This window comes from Streptomyces sp. NPDC033270, assembly GCF_055576575.1.
The window spans coordinates 240,705-257,675 of sequence record NZ_JBVIRA010000002.1; the positions used below are offsets into that span (position 1 = coordinate 240,705).

Annotated in this window: 14 protein-coding genes; 4 read left to right on the plus strand and 10 right to left on the minus strand. The window is 72.9% G+C overall.

Features of this window, described 5'->3' with window-relative positions:
* Positions 1-113: 113 nt before the first annotated feature.
* On the minus strand, positions 114-776 hold the full coding sequence (gene nucS, locus ACZ5XZ_RS04575) for an endonuclease NucS (protein WP_069571945.1): 663 nt from the start codon (positions 774-776) through the stop codon (positions 114-116).
* A gap of 250 nt (positions 777-1,026) precedes the next feature.
* Between nucS and ACZ5XZ_RS04580 the strand changes: the two genes are divergently transcribed.
* Positions 1,027-1,419 (plus strand): SCO5389 family protein, encoded by a 393-nt coding sequence (locus ACZ5XZ_RS04580; protein WP_468974575.1) that lies wholly within the window; start codon positions 1,027-1,029, stop codon positions 1,417-1,419.
* Between the two features lie 140 nt (positions 1,420-1,559).
* Here ACZ5XZ_RS04580 and ACZ5XZ_RS04585 read toward each other — a convergent pair whose 3' ends face one another.
* The gene (locus tag ACZ5XZ_RS04585) at positions 1,560-2,609 is read right to left on the minus strand and encodes an LLM class flavin-dependent oxidoreductase (RefSeq protein WP_468974577.1); all 1,050 of its coding nucleotides are present in this window, start codon (positions 2,607-2,609) and stop codon (positions 1,560-1,562) included.
* 188 nt (positions 2,610-2,797) lie between these two features.
* On the opposite strand from ACZ5XZ_RS04585, the gene ACZ5XZ_RS04590 reads away from it, so the two are divergent.
* The gene (locus ACZ5XZ_RS04590; RefSeq protein WP_468974579.1) at positions 2,798-3,115 is read left to right on the plus strand and encodes an ATP/GTP-binding protein; all 318 of its coding nucleotides are present in this window, start codon (positions 2,798-2,800) and stop codon (positions 3,113-3,115) included.
* A gap of 22 nt (positions 3,116-3,137) precedes the next feature.
* Here ACZ5XZ_RS04590 and ACZ5XZ_RS04595 read toward each other — a convergent pair whose 3' ends face one another.
* The 7 genes from ACZ5XZ_RS04595 to mce all read right to left on the minus strand — a co-directional run bounded on the left by ACZ5XZ_RS04595 (position 3,138) and on the right by mce (position 13,794).
* The gene (locus ACZ5XZ_RS04595) at positions 3,138-4,034 is read right to left on the minus strand and encodes an ABC transporter permease (protein WP_468974904.1); all 897 of its coding nucleotides are present in this window, start codon (positions 4,032-4,034) and stop codon (positions 3,138-3,140) included.
* 404 nt (positions 4,035-4,438) lie between these two features.
* Positions 4,439-5,731, minus strand: coding sequence for an ABC transporter ATP-binding protein (locus ACZ5XZ_RS04600; protein ID WP_468974580.1), 1,293 nt, complete (start codon positions 5,729-5,731; stop codon positions 4,439-4,441).
* 138 nt (positions 5,732-5,869) lie between these two features.
* Positions 5,870-6,646, minus strand: a complete 777-nt coding sequence (locus ACZ5XZ_RS04605; protein ID WP_468974582.1) for an ABC transporter permease — start codon at positions 6,644-6,646, stop codon at positions 5,870-5,872.
* A gap of 4 nt (positions 6,647-6,650) precedes the next feature.
* The gene (locus tag ACZ5XZ_RS04610; protein WP_468974584.1) at positions 6,651-7,697 is read right to left on the minus strand and encodes an ABC transporter ATP-binding protein; all 1,047 of its coding nucleotides are present in this window, start codon (positions 7,695-7,697) and stop codon (positions 6,651-6,653) included.
* 145 nt (positions 7,698-7,842) lie between these two features.
* A complete protein-coding gene (locus ACZ5XZ_RS04615; RefSeq protein ID WP_384432122.1) occupies positions 7,843-8,781 on the minus strand; it encodes a coiled-coil domain-containing protein in 939 nt (312 codons plus the stop codon).
* A gap of 113 nt (positions 8,782-8,894) precedes the next feature.
* Entirely contained in the window at positions 8,895-13,145 is a 4,251-nt protein-coding gene (gene scy, locus ACZ5XZ_RS04620; RefSeq protein WP_468974586.1) for a polarized growth protein Scy, read from the minus strand.
* A 208-nt stretch (positions 13,146-13,353) separates the two neighbouring features.
* Positions 13,354-13,794, minus strand: a complete 441-nt coding sequence (mce, locus tag ACZ5XZ_RS04625; RefSeq protein WP_384432116.1) for a methylmalonyl-CoA epimerase — start codon at positions 13,792-13,794, stop codon at positions 13,354-13,356.
* 137 nt (positions 13,795-13,931) lie between these two features.
* Here mce and ACZ5XZ_RS04630 point away from each other — a divergent pair, with 137 nt between their 5' ends.
* Together ACZ5XZ_RS04630 and meaB are read left to right on the plus strand one after the other, a co-directional pair.
* Positions 13,932-15,134 (plus strand): acetyl-CoA C-acetyltransferase, encoded by a 1,203-nt coding sequence (locus ACZ5XZ_RS04630; RefSeq protein WP_468974588.1) that lies wholly within the window; start codon positions 13,932-13,934, stop codon positions 15,132-15,134.
* A 53-nt stretch (positions 15,135-15,187) separates the two neighbouring features.
* Positions 15,188-16,147: a methylmalonyl Co-A mutase-associated GTPase MeaB gene (gene meaB, locus ACZ5XZ_RS04635; RefSeq protein WP_468974590.1), complete on the plus strand. Its 960-nt coding sequence runs from the start codon at positions 15,188-15,190 to the stop codon at positions 16,145-16,147.
* 71 nt (positions 16,148-16,218) lie between these two features.
* On the opposite strand, the gene ACZ5XZ_RS04640 is transcribed toward meaB, so the two are convergent.
* Positions 16,219-16,887, minus strand: coding sequence for a PepSY domain-containing protein (locus tag ACZ5XZ_RS04640; protein WP_468974592.1), 669 nt, complete (start codon positions 16,885-16,887; stop codon positions 16,219-16,221).
* Positions 16,888-16,971: the final 84 nt, after the last annotated feature.

A 16,971-nucleotide genomic window follows, 5' to 3' on the forward strand; every position in this document is an offset into this window, starting at 1 on the left:
AACAACGGACGCCGCCCCCCCCCCGTCACCCCCCCCCCCCCCCCCCCCCCCCCCCCCCCCCCCCCCCCCCCCCCCCCCCCCCCCCGCTGTGGTGTGCCGCGGGGGCGGCGGGGTCAGAACAGCCGGAGCTTGTCGTCCTCGATGCCGCGCAGCGCGTCGTAGTCCAGGACGACGCAGCCGATGCCGCGGTCGGTGGCCAGCACCCGGGCCTGCGGCTTGATCTCCTGAGCGGCGAAGACGCCCTTCACGGGCGCCAAGTGCGGGTCGCGGTTGAGGAGTTCGAGATAGCGGGTGAGCTGCTCCACGCCGTCGATCTCACCACGCCGCTTGATCTCGACCGCCACGGTCTGGTTATCAGCGTCCCGGCACAAGATATCCACCGGGCCAATGGCAGTGGGGTATTCACGCCGAATCAGCGAGTAACCCTCGCCGAGGGTCTCGATACGGTCCGCGAGCAGCTCCTGGAGGTGCGCCTCCACACCGTCCTTGATCAGGCCCGGGTCGACGCCCAGCTCGTGCGAGGAGTCGTGCATGACCTCCTCGAGGGTGATGATGAGCTTCTCGCCACCCTTGTTCTCCACCGTCCACACGGTGCCGTCGCCCTCCTTGAGAGTGCAGGGCGGGGACATCCAGTTAAGGGGTTTGTAGGCGCGGTCGTCCGCGTGAATGGAGACCGAGCCGTCCGCCTTCACCAGGATGAGGCGAGGGGCGGAGGGGAGATGGGCGGTGAGCCGGCCCGCGTAGTCCACGGAGCAGCGGGCGATGACGAGACGCATGGGGCGTCACGCTACTCGACCGAGGGCCCGCTACGCGATTCGCCCTGGACCACGGTGCCTTTACGGGGGAAATCCCCGCACCCCCGGCGTTCGCCATTGGCCGGTTGTATGTGCAATCTCCTGGTGCGGGCCTCTTGCGCGGCATACCGTTGAAGCAGGGGGTCGTGAGGCGAACACGCTCTGTCGCGAAACCCCTTGTCCCATCCCTGAGGCCCTGTCCGTCCCGGCGGGGCCGCGAGAGGAGAACCTCATGTCGCTCGACGTCTCACCGGCCCTCCTCGAACAGGCCGAGCGAGGCGAGGTCGACGAAGCCGTATTTGTCGACTGCGTCCGGAAATCCCTGCCTTACGCATGGGGGATGATCAGCTCTCTGGTGGCCCAGCTGAAGGTGGACGGCGGAGAGTTCGCCGACAATCAGACGCCCCCGCCGGACGAGCAGGCGCGCGGCCAGTTGCTGCGCGCGCTGGCGAGTGACGCCATCCGTGGTTCGCTCGAGCGCCACTTCGGTGTGCGGCTCGCCTTCCAGAACTGCCACCGGGTCGCGGTCTTCCCGCTCGACCCGGCGGTGGACGACCGCCTGGCCAGATTCACCTCGATCCGGGGCCAGCTGCTGAACCAGTCGCCTGAACTCCGCGACTGCTGATCGGAGTTGCTGCCGCTGCGTACGAGGGGCTGGGCGCGCTCCGAAACGCTGTGCCAGCGGCAGCACCACCGCGAGGCCGGACGACGACAGCTTCACGGCACGGCGCCCTCGCACCACCGACGGCGCCGCACCGGGCGGGCTCACCCCAGCTGCGGCATGACCTCCGTGCCCAACCGGCGGACGTTCTCCTCCGTCGCCGCGAGATCACCGGAGCCCTCGACCAGCAGCGCGAAGCGGGTGATGCCCGTACGCTCCGAGGCCGCCGCCAGGCGGTCCACGCACAGGCGCGGCGGGCCCACGGGATGCAGCCGGCACAGCAACTCCGTATAGGCCAGTGGATCGCGCATCGCGCGATAGCGGCCGTCGACCGTCACATGCGCGCCCAGCCCCTGCCGAAGCCAGCCGGGCATCGCCTTCGTCAGGGTCTCGGTCGCCCCGGCGCGGCCGTCGGCGATCTGCACCACGCCCGCCGAGACGTGCCCGGCCGCGGCGATCTCGTCGCCGTCCCGGCCGGCCTCCCGCGCGGCGGACCGCCACAACGCGACCATCTCCGCCTTCTCCTCGTCGCCGCAGTGCATGCCGAGCAGCATCGGCAGCCCGCGCTCGGCGGCCATCCGCACCGACGAGGGCGAGGTGCACGCCACCACCACCGGCGGCCCCGGGGGCACCGCGCACGGATCGTCCGGATCGCCCAGCGCCTGGTCCGGCCGCGGCACCACCGCCACCTCCCGGAAGGTGTAGCGCTCGCCCTGCGCGCCGACCCTGGGCTCGCGCAGCCAGCGCAGCAGCAGATCGAGCGACTCGGGGAAGCCGTGGTCGTACGCCGCGAGCCCGGAGCCGAAGACCTCCAGGTCGACCCAGGGGCCGCCGCGGCCGACACCGAGTGTGAAGCGGCCGTCGGAGGTGAGGTGCAGCAGCGCGGCCTGCTCGCCGAGCGCCACGGGATGCTGGGTGGGAAGTACGCTTACCGCCGTACCGACGCCGATCCGGCGGGTGCGGCCCAGCAGCAGCGCGGCCAGGGTCACCGCACTCGGGCAGACGCCGTACGGCACGAAGTGGTGTTCCGCCAGCCAGACGTCGTCGAGCCCGGCCTCCTCGGCGACCGCCGCGGAACGCACCGCGCGGTGCAGTGCCTCCCCCTGTCCCTGACCGGGGAATTGAGCGGCCAGGATGAAAGCCCCAACGCGCATCGCTCTCTGCCTCCTCGCAGCCGACGCGACTCCCCCCTTACAGGCAACAACGGCTGACACGTGCCAAGGGCACGGCCTGGCGCGGAATTTCCCGATGATCGCAGAATCCCGTAGGGCGGCTTCTACCCCCGACGGCGCCGCGTACGCTGGTGACAGCCCGTGACCCCGTACGCATCCCGAGGTGTTCTGTGTCCCCGCGTCGAAACCGCCAGCGCGGCGGTGCGAAGCCCATCGACCGCACGGGCGGTGACCGCTACGGCCTGGAGCAGACCGAGGAGTGGCGGGGCGAGGACTGGGTCGTGCGGCAGGTCGGAGGCGGCGGCGCGGCCAAGCACTACCGCTGCCCCGGCTGCGACCAGGAGATCCCGCCCGGGGTCCCGCATGTCGTCGCCTGGCCTCAGCACGGCGACGTCGACGACCGCCGGCACTGGCACAAGGCGTGCTGGAACGCACGGGACCGCCGGAGCGCGCGGCTCCAGCGGTCCCGGAACGCGCCCAGGTACTGACCGCTGGGCGCGGGGTGCGGCGTCAGACGTCGCGCTGGGCGAGGGCGGCGTAGGCGCCGCCCAGCACCACCGCGGTCACCCCGGCGAGGATCCACAGGGGAGTCCAGCCCGACGGGCCGGTGCTGAGGAACGGAATGTCGTAGAGCGTGGCCAGGGCGCTCGGCACCGAGTACTCGATCAGTGCCCGCTGGAGGTCCTTGACGCTCTCACCCTGCAGGAACAGCGCCAGCAGCATCGGCAGCAGCACCACGCCCATCATGGCGCTGATGGCGCCGGCGGAGTGCCGCAGCAACGTGCCGACGGCCAGCGCCAGCAGACCGAGCAGCGCCACGTACAGGCCGGCGCCGACGGTGGCGCGCAGCCACTGGTCGGTGGTCGGCGCGGGGCCGTTGAGCGTCGCGGAGTCCAGTAGCGCCACCAGGGAGGTGGCGATCGTCGTGATCACCAGCGCCAGGGTGAAGAAGACCAGCGCCTTCGCGGTCAGCACCCGCATACGGCTGGGGCAGGCGGTCAGCGTCGTACGGATCATGCCGGTGCCGTACTCCGAGGAGATCGACAGCACGCCGAGGGTGATCACGCACAGGCTGCCGAGCAGTACGCCGACGAAGCCGACGCCGAGCAGCGGGTCCATCTCGCGGTCGGAGCCCGCCGCGAGGGTCCCCAGCAGACCGATGCCGACGATCAGCAGCAGCATCACGCCCAGCGTCCAGATCGTCGAGCGCACCGAGCGGATCTTCGTCCACTCGGAGGCCAGCGCATGGCCGAGATGGGTCGGGCGCACCGGGATCGGCGAGCTGTATCCGCCGACGCCCGCGCCGGCGTAACCGGGCTGGGGCTGGTGCGGGGCCGGCGGCTGCGCTGCCGGGATGGGGCCCTGGGCCGGGGGCTGGGCCGCCACCGGGGGCTGGGCCTGGAGCATCATCGTGCCGCCGTCCTTGCCCGGACCGTGTGCGGCGAGCGGCCGGGGCTCGGGCATCGGCTGGGCCTGGAGCATCATCGTGCCGGCCTGCCCGGCCGGGGCGGGCTGCTCGGGCATCGGCTGGGCCTGGAGCATCATCGTGCCCGCTTCCTTGGCGGGTGCGGGCTGACCGGGCGCCGGCTGGGCCTGCAGCATCATCGTGCCGGCCTCTTTGGCGGGTGCGGGCTGACCCGGCGCCGGCTGCTGGTCGGCCGGCTGCTCCGGCAGGCCCTGCGGCTGGGGCGGGGCGGCCGGCGGTGCGGTGGGCGGCATCGGCGGTGCTGCGGGCATCGGCTGCTGCGGTGCGCCGGCGTCATGCGGTCCGCGCTCAGGCTGCGGCTGGGGCTGCGGCTGCTGAGGGCTGGTCATCGGGCGTCCTCGTTCTGCGGCGTGGGCAGGTCTGCGGGGGCACCGGCCGGCGCGGGCTGACCGGCGGCGGGTGCGGGGGGTGCGGGGTGCGCGGCCGGGGCGCCGGCGGCGGTGGGCGGCATGGGCGCGGCCGGCTGCTGCCCGTAAGGGTGGGGCGCACCGTACGACGCGGGTGCCCCGTACGGGTGACCCTGCGCCGGCGGCGGATAGCCCACCCCCGGGGCGGCGGGCGCCTGGCCGTACGGAGCCTGCTGGGCGTAGGGATTGGGCTGTTCGTGACCGGGCATCGCGGGCTGACCACCCGCGTACCCCGGGACGCCGCCCTGCGGGGCGTACCCGGCGGCGGCCTGCTGCAGACCGGCGCGCGGGTCGTTGGTCGAGCGGTAGTCCACGGCGGCCTGGGTCATCCGCATGTAGGCCTCCTCCAGGGACGCCTGGTGCGGCGACAGCTCCCAGAGGCGGACATCGGCCTCGTGCGCCAGATCGCTGATCCTGGGCAGCGGCAGCCCGGTCACCCGCAGTGCGCCGTCCGGCTCCGGCGTCGCCTGGCCGCCGGCCTCGCCGATCGCGGCGGTCAGCTTCTCGCGCTGCTCCGGCTCGGTGTCCGGAGTGCGGACCCGGGCGAAATCGGCGGAGTTGGCCGAGATGAAGTCCTTGACCGACATGTCCGCCAGCAGCTGCCCGCGGCCGATCACGATCAAGTGGTCGGCGGTCAGCGCCATTTCACTCATCAGGTGGGAGGAGACGAAGACCGTACGGCCCTCGGCCGCCAGCTGCTTCATCAGGTTGCGCACCCACAGGATGCCCTCGGGGTCCAGGCCGTTGACCGGCTCGTCGAAGAGCAGCACCTGCGGATCGCCGAGCAGCGCCGCGGCGATGCCCAGGCGCTGGCCCATGCCGAGCGAGAAGCCCTTGGAGCGCCGGCCCGCGACGCCCTGGAGACCGACCACGCCGAGCACCTCGTCGACCCGGCGGGCGGGGATACCGGACAGCTGGGCGAGCGAGAGCAGGTGCTGGCGCGCGCTGCGGCCGCCGTGCACGGCCTTGGCGTCGAGCAGCGCGCCCACCTGGCGCGGGGCGTTGGGGAGGCTGCGGAACGGGCGGCCGGCGATGGTGGCGTGCCCCGAGGTCGGTGCGTCCAGACCCAGGATCATGCGCATGGTCGTCGACTTGCCGGAGCCGTTGGGCCCCAGGAAGCCGGTCACCGCCCCCGGCCGTACCTGGAACGACAGGTTGTACACGGCCGTCTTGGCGCCGTAGCGCTTCGTCAGGCCGACTGCCTCGATCATTCTCCGCCCCTCGCGAGATGGTCGGGGCAGAGGTGCTCTCGTACCCCCGTGAGGGTTAGGAGGCTATCCGGGCGTTGACGGTTCCCGTCAATTTCGCTGCGCGGTGCCCGGCCGCCGTACGGGGGCGGCCGCGGGCGGCTATGCGTCCCGTCTCTTCAGCAGTACGTAGCCGCCGATCAGGGCGGCCGCGGTCCAGGCGACCATGATGCCGAAACCGCCCCACGGGCCGTACGGCACATCGCTGCCGGCGGGGGGCACCACCTCCATGATCTTCTGCCCCGCCTGGTCCGGCAGGAAGCGGCCGACCTTGCGGGTCGCGGAGACGTTGCCCAGGATGCGCGAGATCAGGAAGAAGAACGGCATCAGGATGCCCAGCGACAGCATCGGGCTGCGCAGCATCGTGGCGACCGCCATCGAGAACAGCGCGATCAGGGTCATGTAGAGGCCGCCGCCGATCACCGCGCGCAGCACCCCCGGATCACCGAGGTGCGCGCGCAGGCCCTCGCCCAGCGCCGACTGCCCGGTGAAGAACGCGGCGAAGCTGGTCGCCAGGCCGACGACGAAGACCAGCGCGGTGGCCACCAGCAGCTTGCAGAACAGGAAGGTGCCGCGCTGCGGTACGGCCGCGAGCGAGGCGCGGATCATGCCGGTGCTGTACTCGTTCGAGACCACCAGCACCCCGAAGACGATCATCGCGAGCTGGCCCAGTCCCATCCCGGCGAAGCTCAGGTTGGTGGCGTCGAACGACAGCCGTTCCCGGGCCGGCAGGGCGGCGAAGTCGTTGCCGACCAGCGTGCAGATCAGCACGCCGAGCGCGAGGGTGACCACGACGGCGGTGCCCAGCGTCCACACCGTGGACCGCACCGACCTGATCTTGGTCCACTCCGAACGGATGACCTGCCCGACCACCGCCATCGGATCAGCTCCCCTTCTTCCGCCAGTCGGCGCCCCAGCCGGCCGGCCGGGGCGCGTCGGGCCCCGCTCCGGCCGGCCCCGGGGGCAGCGGCGACTGCGGGGGTGGCGTGGGCCGGGGCGGCCGGTCCGGTGCGGTGTGCGGTTCGCCGTCGTGCGCGTGGTACTCCACCGACCCGGCCGTCAGCCGCATGAACGCCTCCTCCAGGGAGGCCTGCTGGGGGCTCAGTTCGTGCAGGACCAGATGGTGGGCGGTGGCCAGTTCGCCGAGCCGCTCGGCGGGCACCCCGTCGACCTCCAGCGAGCCGTCGCCGACCGCCACCGCGTGGATGCCCTCGTCCCGCAGCACACCGAGCAGCCGCTCCCGCTCCGGGCTCCGCATCCGGACGTACGACCGGGAGTTCTGGTGGATGAAGTCCTTCATGGACGTGTCCGCCATCAGCCGGCCCTGCCCGATGACCACCAAGTGGTCGGCGGTCAGCGCCATCTCGCTCATCAGGTGGGAGGAGACGAAGACCGTACGGCCCTGTGCCGCGAGGTTCTTCATCAGGTTGCGGATCCAGTGGATGCCCTCGGGGTCCAGGCCGTTGACCGGTTCGTCGAAGAGCAGCACCTGGGGGTCGCCCAGGAGGGCGGCGGCGATGCCGAGCCGCTGGCTCATGCCCAGGGAGAAGCCCTTGACGCGCTTCTTCGCGACCGAGCTCAGCCCCACCGTGTCGAGCACCTCGCCGACCCGGCTGCGCGGGATGCCGTTGCTCTGCGCCAGGCACAGCAGATGGTTGGCGGCGCTGCGGCCGCCGTGTACCGCCTTCGCCTCCAGCAGCGCGCCTATGTACGTCAGCGGGTCGTGCAGCTGCCGGTAGTGCCGGCCGTCCATGCGGACCGTACCGGAGGTGGGGTTGTCCAGATCGAGCATCATCCGCATGGTCGTCGACTTGCCCGCGCCGTTGGGGCCGAGGAAGCCGGTGACGATGCCGGGCCGGACCGTGAAGGTGAGGTGGTCCACGGCGACCGTGTCGCCGTAGTGCTTGGTCAGCCCGTCGAGCTCGATCATGTACAGCACGCTAGGGGCGGCGCACGGGCCCTGCCACCGGGGCGGGGCCGCCCGGTCGACACCTACGACCGCGCCCCCGTATCCGCCTCGGTGGGCGCGATGCGGGGGCGCGGTCGCACGGGGGAGTGGTGAAACCTTCCGACAGTCAGCGGGTCTGCTGGGCCGGGACGCCGCGGGAGATGGCCTCCTCGTCGCCGGGGGCGCCGGCCGCGGCCACCGCCGCGCCGGTCAGCGTCGCCAGCATCTCGCGGACGTTGGTCAGCTGCGCGTTGATCGAGTCGCGGCGGTTGGTCAGCGCCGCCAGCTCGCGCTCGGATTCGCTGCGGATGCGGTCGGCCTTGGCGTTGGCGTCCGCCACGATGTCCTCGGCCTGGCGCTGCGCGGTCTCCACCGTCTGGCGGGCCCGGCGCTCGGCGTCCGTGCGCAGCTTCTCGGCCTCCAGGCGGAGCTGCTCGGCGCGGTGCTCGATCTCCGCGAGCCGCTTCTCGGCCTTGGCCTGACGCGAGGCCAGGTCGCGCTCGGACTGCTCGCGGCGCTTGGCGAGGTTGGTCTCGAAATCGGCGGCGGCCTGGGCGGCCTTGGCGCGGGTCTCCTCGAAGAGGGAGTCCGCCTCCTCGCGCTTGGACTGCGCGTCCTTCTGCGCCTCGGCACGCAGCGTGGACGCCTCGCCCTTGGCCTTCTCGACGATCCGGGCGCCCTCGTCCTCCGCCTTCGCCTTGCGCTCGGCGGCGAACGCCTCCGCGTCGTTGCGGACCTGCTGGGCGGCCGACTCGGCCAGCTCGCGGTGCTGCTCGGCGGCCCGGCGGGCCTCCTCGCGCAGATCCTTCGCCTCCTCCTCGGCGAGACGGAGGATCTTCTCCACGCGCGCTCCGAGGCCCGCGTAGGACGGTTCGGCGTCATTGACCTGCGCCTGGGCGTTCTGCGTCTCGAGGTGCAACTCCTCGATCCGCTTTTCCAGCGACGTGATGCGGGCCAGCGCGCTGTCGCGGTCGGCGACGAGCTTCGTGATGCGGTCGTCCACCTGACCGCGGTCGTACCCACGCCGCACGAGCTCGAAGCCGAAGGGGGAGGAAGTGTCGCTCATGGGGTTCCTGTCGAAGAGACCGGTGAGGTGATAAGGAGAATCCTAGGGGTCACAACGGCGTGTCATCGAGTCATTGCCCGTTTGATCTGGAGAATGACCCCTCATTTGAGTGGCTACCCTTCAGACTGCTTGCCACTCGAACGAGTTGCACCGGCTCCCGCGCCCGCTTTCACCCCGTTGGTCTTGCCTTCCGCGCCCCCACCGGGCGTCTCGAACGACTCCAGGGCTTCCAGAACGTCCTGAACGCGGGAGATTTCGGCGTTGATGTCCTCCCGTCGGCGCACCAGGACCTCCAGCTCCCGCTTGCCCTCGTCCACAATGCGGGCAGCCTCCGCCTCGGCCTCCGCACGCCGGCGCTCCGCGTCGCGCACCGCCTCGGCCTTCTTGTTCTCGGCCTCCTTGATCAGGCCCTCGGCCTTCTTCACCGCCGCGATCCGGACCTTGCTCGCCTCGCTGTTCGCGTCCGCCATCATCCGGTCGGCCTTCTCCTCGGCCTCCACCTGCTGGGCCGTGGCCTGCGCGATGAGCTTGTCGACCCGTTCGCCGGCGTTCTTCATCGTCTCGGCCGACTCCCGGCGGGCCCGCTCGTGCAGCTCCTCGACCTCGGACTCGATGCGCTGGCGCAGCTCCTCGGCGCGCTCCCTTATGGCCGTGGCGTCCCCACGGGCCTCCTCCAGCAGCGAGTTGGCGTCCGTACGGGCCTTCTCGACCCGCGCGTTGCCGTCGGCGGTCGCCTCCGTGACGATCCGCTCGGCCTCCTTGCGGGCCGCCCCGACCATCGTGTCGGCCTGCTCCTCGGCGGCGGTGGCCGCCTTCAGCGCCTCCTCCTGCGCCTTGGCGACGAGCTGGTCGGCCTGCTCGGCGGCGTCCCCGCGGCGCTTGGCGGCGTCCTTGCGGGCCTCGTCGAGCAGCTGCTCCGCCTCCTGCTGGGCCTCGGCGCGCATCCGCTCGGCCGCCGCCTCCGCGTCCTCCTTGATCTTCGCGGACTCCCCGCGGGTGCGGTTGGCGTGCTCCTGCGCGGCGGTGACCGTCTCGGCCGCCTCCGCCCGGAGCCGGTCCGCCTCCGCGGTGGCCGTCGCGACCATGCGGTCGGCCTGCTCACGGGCGTCGGCCCGGGTGCGGTCCGCGTCCCGCTCGGCGTCCGCGGTGGTCTCGGCCGCGTCGTTGCGCAGCCGCTCCGCCTCGGTCGCGGCCTGCGACATCAGCTCGTCGGCCTGCTGCGCGGCGTCCGAACGCGTCTTGTTGGCCGCCTTGCGCGCCTCGTCGCCGGTCTGCTCGGCGTCCTTGCGGGCGCTCTCCAGCACCTCGGCCGCCTCGGCGCGCAGCCGCTGCGCCGTCTCGGTGGCCTCCGCCACCAGGGACCGGGCCTGCTGCTCGCCCTCCGCGCGCAGCCTCTCGGCGGCCTCGCGGCCCTCGGCGAGGGTGCGGTCGGCGTCGTCCTGTGCCGAAGACGTCAGCTCGGTGGCCTCGGTGACGATCCGTTCGGCCTCCGTACGGGCCTCGGTGATCAGCCGGTCGGCCTGCTCCGCGGCGTCCGAGCGCATGCGGTTGGCGTCGTCCCGCGCCTCCGCGCGGGCCCGCGCGGCGTCCTGCTCGCCGGACGCCAGCGCGTCCGAGGCGTCCGTACGCAGCTGCTGGGCCTTCGCCGAGGCGTCCGCGACCAGCTTCCCGGCCTGCGCGGTGGCCTCCGACACCAGCCGGTCGGCCTGCTCACCGGCCTGCGTCCGCGCCGTGTCGGCCTCCCGGCGCGCCTCGTCCAGCACCCCGGCCGCCTCGGCGCGCAGCCGCTCGGCCTCCTCGATCGCCTCCGCGACCGACCGCTCGGCCAGGGACTTCGCGGCCTCCGACGCCTCCTGCGCCTCGCTCCGGATCCGCGCCGCGTCCTGCGAGGCGCGCTCCCGCTCCTCGTAGGCGTCGGTGCGGACCCGGTCCGCCTCCTCCTGTGCCTCCGTCTTGGTGCGGTCGGCCGCGTGCTCGGCCGCCGACCGCAGACCGGCGATCTCCTCGGCGGCCTGCTCGTGCAGCCCCGCGACCGACTCCCGCACCTGCTGCGCGGTCTGCTCGGCCGTCGCCACCAGCTCGGCGGCGCGCCGGTCCGCCTCCTCGACCAGTCGCGCGGCCTCCTCCTGGGCCTCGGCGACCCGCGTACGGGCCGACGCCAGCAGCTCCTCGCTCTGCTCGCGGGCGGCGGTGCGCTCCTGGTGGGCCTCCTCGCGGGCCTCGCCCAGCAGCTGCTCGGCCTCCCGGCGCCGCCGTGCGGCCTCCTCCTGCGCCTCGGCCAGTGCCTGTGCGGCCTCCGTGCCCGTGCGCTCGGCGGCGGCCGCCGCCTCCGCGCGCACCCGGTCCGCGGTCTCCTGGGCCTCCGTCTTCAGCCGCTCCGCCTCGGCCGCGGCCTCGCTGCGCAGCCGCGAGGCGACCGACTCGCTCTCGGCGCGTGCCGACGAGGCGTCCGCCGCGGCCTCGCTTCGCAGCCGCTCGGCCTCGTCCTCGGCCTCCTGCTGCAGCGTGCGCCGCCGCTCCGCGGCCTCCGCCTTGAGCCGGGCCGCCTCCTCCTGGGTCTCCCGGCGCAGCCGCTCGGCCTCCGCGCGGGCCTCGCGCAGCGACTCCTCGGCGGCGGCGACCTTGTCGTCCGCCTCACCGCGCAGCCGGTCCAGCTCTGCCTGCGCCTCGGCGCGCCGCTCCTCGGCGGCCGCCTCGGCCTCCGCGCGCAGCCGTGCCGCGGCCGCCTCGGCCTCGTCGGTCACCAGCTCCGCGGCCTCGGCGCCCTCGGTCAGCAGCTGCTCGGCCTCGGCACGGGCCCGCTCCAGTGCGTCCTCGGCCTGCCGGCGCAGCGCCGAGGCGCGCTCGATGGCCTCCGTCCGCACCCGCTCGCTCTCGGTGACGGCGCCCGAACGGGTCTCCTCGGCATCGGACTTCGCCTTGGACAGCAGGTCCTCGGCGGTACCGGCCGCCTCCTCGATCTGCTGGACCGCCTCCCGGCGGGCCTCGCTGCGGATCCGCTCGCCCTCGGCGACCGCGTCGGCGCGCAGCTGCTCCGCCTCGCCGCGCAGCCGCCGCGCCTCCTCCTGGAGCTCGACGGTCTTGGCGCGGTACTCCTTGGTGTCGTCCTTCGCCGCGCCCTTGAGCTGCGCCGCGGTGTCATGGGCCTCTTCGCGCAGCCGGTCCGCCTCGGACTCGGCCTCCCTGCGCAGCCGTTCGGCCTCCTCGGCGGCGGCCTTGGTGGTGGCCTTGGCGTCCTCCGAGGCCTTGGTCAGCACCTCCTCGGCGGTGCGCGCGGCCTTCGCCAGCTGCGCCGCGGAGTCCTCGGCCACCTTCGACCGCGCGGTCTCCTGCGCCTCGGCGACCAGCCGCTCGGCCTCCGTACGGGCGTCGGCGCGCAGCTGCTCGGCCTCCGCCTTGAGGGCCTCGGCCTCCTTGGTGGCCTCACCGACCAGTCGGGCGATCTCCGCCTTGGCCGTACGGGTGCGCTGCTCGTTCTCCGACTCGGCCGCCGACAGCCGCTTGGTGGCGCTCTGCTGCGCCTCCTCGACCAGCTTCTCCGCCTCGGCGCGCGCCTCGCGCAGCGCCGTGTCCGCCTCCTGGATGCGGGACTCGGCGGTGCGGGTGAGCTCGGCGGCCTGCCGGCGGGCCTCCTCCGCGTCGGTGCCGGCGCTGGTACGCAGCTGCTCGGCCTGGTCGGTGGCCTCCTGGGCCTGGTTGGAGGCGGCGGTCAGCAGCCGCTCGGCGTCCGTACGGGCCCGGCGCAGGATGGACTCCGCCTCGGCGCGGGCCTCTTCGGCCTCGGTGCCGAGCCGCTCACGGGCCCGCTCGACCAGCCGCTGGGCCTCGGCCCGCGCGGACGCCAGCGCCTGCTCGGACTCCGCCCGGGACTCCTCCATCAGGCGGCGGGCCTGCGACTCCGTACGGGCGCGGAGCTGTTCGGCCCAGGCGACGTTCTCGTTGACGTGCGATTCGACGGTCTGCCGGCGCTCGTTGAGCTCCTCGTCGAGGCGCTGGCGGCGGCTGACCGCCTCGGCGTGCAGCTCGGCCTCCAGCCGGGACTGCCGCTCGGCCTGCTCCTGCAGCAGCCGCTGGGTCTGCGCCCGCGCCTCGCGCAGCTCGCGCTCGGCGTCCGAACGCAGCTGGTCGGCCTGGATCTGCGCATTGCGCAGCAGCTGTTCGGCCTGGTGACTGATGTTGTCGTAGGCAGGGCGGGTCGCGAGGTTGCGGCGCGCCTCATGCAGCTTGGCGCGCAGCACCTCGACCTGGTAGCCGAGATCGTCGGCGTGCTGGACGGCCTTGTCCCGCTCGGTCTTCAGCCGCTCCATCTCGGCTTCGAACTGCGAGAGGTGGTCGTCAGCCTCGTAGCGGTCGTTGCCCCGCACTGCGCGGTCCCATCCGTCCCCTGGTCATGGTGGCGGCCGGCTCCGGTCCTGCAGTGGTCGTCCCGTACACGTCACGTCGTACCGGACTCACACCCGTTGGAGCCGACCCTTCCGAAGAAATGGTGTCAGATCATCGGCAGAGTATGGATCGAGCCCCATTCCCGTACCCCGGCCGAGGCTGCACTCTACCGGCCGGGGAAGGCGAAGGTCAGTGGTCCGTCGCGGCGGGGGGCGCGGCGGTGACGAGTTCGGTCAGCACGCCGTGGCAGTCCTTGGGGTGCAGGAAGGTGATCCGCGACCCCATCGAACCCGTCCTGGGCTCGTCGTAGAGGACCCGGACGCCCTTGTCGCGGATGGCCGCGGAGTCGGTGTCGACGTCCGCGGTGCCGAAGGCGATGTGGTGGACGCCCTCACCGTTCTTGGCCAGCCATTTGCCGACCACGGAGTCCTCGCGGGTGGGCTCCAGCAGCTGCAGGTACGTGGCGCCGCCGTCCGACGTCTCGTTGATCTTGAGCATGGCCTCCCGCACGCCCTGCTCCTCGTTGACCTCGGAGTGGAACACCTCGAAGCCGTACGTGGCACGGTAGAACTCAGCAGTCTTGTCGAGGTCGAAACAGGCGATCCCGATGTGGTCGATTCGCGTCAGCATGGCTCCAGTGCACCCCTCTCACGGCTGGTTACGCAACGTGCGCGCGATCACACCCGCTTGCCGGTGACCCCGGGCGTACCGCTCAGTACATTGACGGGAACCCTCGTTAACTTCCCTGCAAAGGAAGGCCGCATCGCATGTCTGCAACGAACGGCACCACCTCAGTCATCGTGGCGGGAGCCCGCACCCCCATGGGGCGGCTCCTGGGATCCCTGCGGACCTTCTCGGGCGCTGATCTGGGCGGCTTCGCCATCAAGGCGGCGCTGGACCGGGCGGGCATCGGCGGCGACCAGGTGCAGTACGTGATCATGGGCCAGGTGCTGCAGGCCGGGGCGGGGCAGATCCCGGCCCGCCAGGCCGCGGTCAAGGCCGGCATCCCCATGAACGTCCCCGCGCTGACCGTCAACAAGGTCTGCCTCTCGGGCCTGGACGCCATCGCGCTGGCCGACCAGCTCATCCGCGCAGGTGAGTTCGACGTCGTCGTCGCGGGCGGCCAGGAGTCCATGACCAACGCCCCGCACCTGCTCCCCAAGTCCCGTGAGGGCTTCAAGTACGGCGCCATCGAGATGCTCGACGCGATGGCCCACGACGGCCTGACCGACGCCTTCGAGGGCATCGCGATGGGCGAGTCGACCGAGAAGCACAACACCCGGCTGGGCATCGCCCGTCCGGAGCAGGACGAGATCGCCGCGCGCTCCCACCAGCGGGCCGCCGCGGCCCAGAAGAACGGGCTCTTCGAGGCCGAGATCACCCCCGTGGAGATTCCGCAGCGCAAGGGCGAGCCGGTCGTCTTCAGCAAGGACGAGGGCATCCGCGCGGAGACCACGGCGGAGTCGCTGGGCAAGCTGCGTCCGGCGTTCGCCAAGGACGGCACGATCACCGCCGGCACGTCCTCGCAGATCTCCGACGGCGCCGCCGCCGTCGTCGTCATGAGCAAGGCCAAGGCCGAGGAGCTGGGCCTGGAGTGGATCGCGGAGATCGGCGCGCACGGCAACGTCGCGGGCCCGGACAACTCGCTGCAGTCCCAGCCGTCCAACGCCATCAACCACGCACTGGACAAGGACGGCCTCACCGTCGACGATCTTGACCTGATCGAGATCAACGAGGCGTTCGCGGCCGTCGCCGTGCAGTCAATGAAGGATCTCGGGGTATCCCCGGAAAAGGTGAATGTCAACGGCGGCGCGATCGCGCTGGGGCACCCGATCGGCATGTCCGGCGCCCGCATCGTGCTGCACCTCGCGCTGGAGCTGCGCCGGCGGGGCGGTGGCGTGGGTGCCGCCGCGCTGTGCGGTGGCGGTGGCCAGGGCGACGCCCTGATCATTCGCGTACCGGGTAAGTAAGCGCGTACGGGCGGGCCGGACGCGGACGAGCGAGCCGAAGGAGACGGGCAGCGATGGTGGACGTCCCCCAGCTGGTGGAGCAGGCACGGCAGGGCCGGCCCAGGGCCGTGGCCCGGCTGATCTCCCTCGTGGAGGGGGCGGCGCCGGAGCTGCGTGAGGTGATGGCGGCGCTGGCGCCGCTCACCGGCAACGCCTATGTGGTCGGGCTGACCGGCTCACCCGGAGTCGGGAAGTCCACCACCACCTCCGCGCTGGTGACGGCCTACCGCAAGGCGGGCAAGCGGGTCGGCGTCCTCGCCGTCGACCCGTCCTCGCCGTTCTCCGGTGGCGCGCTGCTCGGTGACCGGGTCCGGATGAGCGAGCACGCCTCCGACCCCGGCGTGTACATCCGCTCGATGGCCACCCGCGGCCATCTGGGCGGCCTGGCCTGGGCCGCACCGCAGGCGATCCGGGTCCTGGATGGGGCCGGCTGCGAGGTGATCCTCGTCGAGACGGTCGGCGTCGGCCAGTCCGAGGTGGAGATCGCCTCGCAGGCCGACACCAGCGTGGTGCTGCTCGCGCCCGGCATGGGCGACGGGATCCAGGCCGCGAAGGCCGGAATCCTGGAGATCGGCGATGTCTACGTCGTGAACAAGGCGGACCGGGACGGCGCCGACGCCACCGCCCGCGAGCTCAACCACATGCTGGGGCTGGGCGAATCCCGGGCGCCGGGGGACTGGCGCCCCCCGATCGTCAAGACGGTCGCGGCGCGCGCCGAGGGCGTCGACGAGGTCGTCGAGGCGCTGGAGAAGCACCGCGCCTGGATGGAGGAGCACGGCGTGCTGTCCGAGCGCCGCCGCGCCCGGGCCGCCCACGAGGTCGAGACCATCGCGGTCACCGCGCTGCGCGAACGCATCGGGGACCTGAGCGGCGACCGCCGCCTGGACGCCCTGGCCGAGCGCATCGTCGCCGGTGAGACGGACCCCTACCGGGCGGCGGACGAGCTGGTGGAGGGGCTGACGAACGGGGGCTGACGCCCGGCGTCCGGCCCGTCGGACAGACCAGGAGGCCGGGGCGCCGTGGTGCCCCGGCCTCCGCGCGGTCCTCAGTCGTCCGCGCCGTCGTTGTCGTCGTCGTCCGCGTCGTGTGCGGGCGCGGCGCTCAGCTTGCCGGTCTGCGGGTCGACCAGCAGCTTGTGCTCCTTGCCGTCCTTGGTGACGGTCTCGACCTCCCAGACGGCCTTCGAACGGTGGTCGCCGTCCAGCTCGACGGAGGTCACCGTGCCGTGCGTCGCGGCGCTGCGGGCGGCGGCCGCGGCGTCGGTGCGCGCGCCCTTGAGGGCGGCCGCGGCGCGGGCGTGATCGTCGTCGTCGCCGTGCTCGACGTGCTGGTTCAGCACCCGTGCGGTGCCCGCGTCCAGCGTGAGCTCGTGCCACTTGCCGTCCTTGCCCAGGACGTCCGCGTCCCAGACCAGGCCGGGCCGGTCGGTGTCCAGGTCGAGGCCGGTGACGGCGCCGGGGACGGCCTTCAGGGCGGCGGCCGCGGCCTCGGGGGCGGTCACCTTGGCGGCGCCGGCCTCGCGGACCTCCTCCTGGCCGTGGTCGTCGGCGTCCCGCAACTGGATGCTGGACTGCTTCGCCGGCTGCGCCGAGGTCTGCGCGCCGGACTGGGCGCTGCCGGGGCCGCTGTCGTTGTTGACCGCGACGGCGGTGACCGTCCCCCCGGCGATCAGGGCGGCCGCGGCGGTGGTGGCGATGACGAGGTGGCGCTTCATGTTTCTCTCCCCTGAGGTCGGCTGTGCCAGCGCTTTCGAACGCTGTGTCCCCACCATGGCCGGGCGAAGCTGAAGGGGAGCTGA

What these genes read in the sequence shown, in the direction of transcription:
- nucS (WP_069571945.1), bottom strand. Translation starts at nt 776, where the DNA reads ATGCGTCTCGTCATCGCCCGCTGCTCCGTGGACTACGCGGGCCGGCTC.
- ACZ5XZ_RS04580 (WP_468974575.1), top strand. Translation starts at nt 1,027, where the DNA reads ATGTCGCTCGACGTCTCACCGGCCCTCCTCGAACAGGCCGAGCGAGGC.
- ACZ5XZ_RS04585 (WP_468974577.1), bottom strand. Translation starts at nt 2,609, where the DNA reads ATGCGCGTTGGGGCTTTCATCCTGGCCGCTCAATTCCCCGGTCAGGGA.
- ACZ5XZ_RS04595 (WP_468974904.1), bottom strand. Translation starts at nt 4,034, where the DNA reads ATGCTCCAGGCCCAGCCCCCGGTGGCGGCCCAGCCCCCGGCCCAGGGC.
- ACZ5XZ_RS04600 (WP_468974580.1), bottom strand. Translation starts at nt 5,731, where the DNA reads ATGATCGAGGCAGTCGGCCTGACGAAGCGCTACGGCGCCAAGACGGCC.
- ACZ5XZ_RS04605 (WP_468974582.1), bottom strand. Translation starts at nt 6,646, where the DNA reads ATGGCGGTGGTCGGGCAGGTCATCCGTTCGGAGTGGACCAAGATCAGG.
- ACZ5XZ_RS04610 (WP_468974584.1), bottom strand. Translation starts at nt 7,697, where the DNA reads ATGATCGAGCTCGACGGGCTGACCAAGCACTACGGCGACACGGTCGCC.
- ACZ5XZ_RS04615 (WP_384432122.1), bottom strand. Translation starts at nt 8,781, where the DNA reads ATGAGCGACACTTCCTCCCCCTTCGGCTTCGAGCTCGTGCGGCGTGGG.
- mce (WP_384432116.1), bottom strand. Translation starts at nt 13,794, where the DNA reads ATGCTGACGCGAATCGACCACATCGGGATCGCCTGTTTCGACCTCGAC.
- ACZ5XZ_RS04630 (WP_468974588.1), top strand. Translation starts at nt 13,932, where the DNA reads ATGTCTGCAACGAACGGCACCACCTCAGTCATCGTGGCGGGAGCCCGC.
- meaB (WP_468974590.1), top strand. Translation starts at nt 15,188, where the DNA reads ATGGTGGACGTCCCCCAGCTGGTGGAGCAGGCACGGCAGGGCCGGCCC.
- ACZ5XZ_RS04640 (WP_468974592.1), bottom strand. Translation starts at nt 16,887, where the DNA reads ATGAAGCGCCACCTCGTCATCGCCACCACCGCCGCGGCCGCCCTGATC.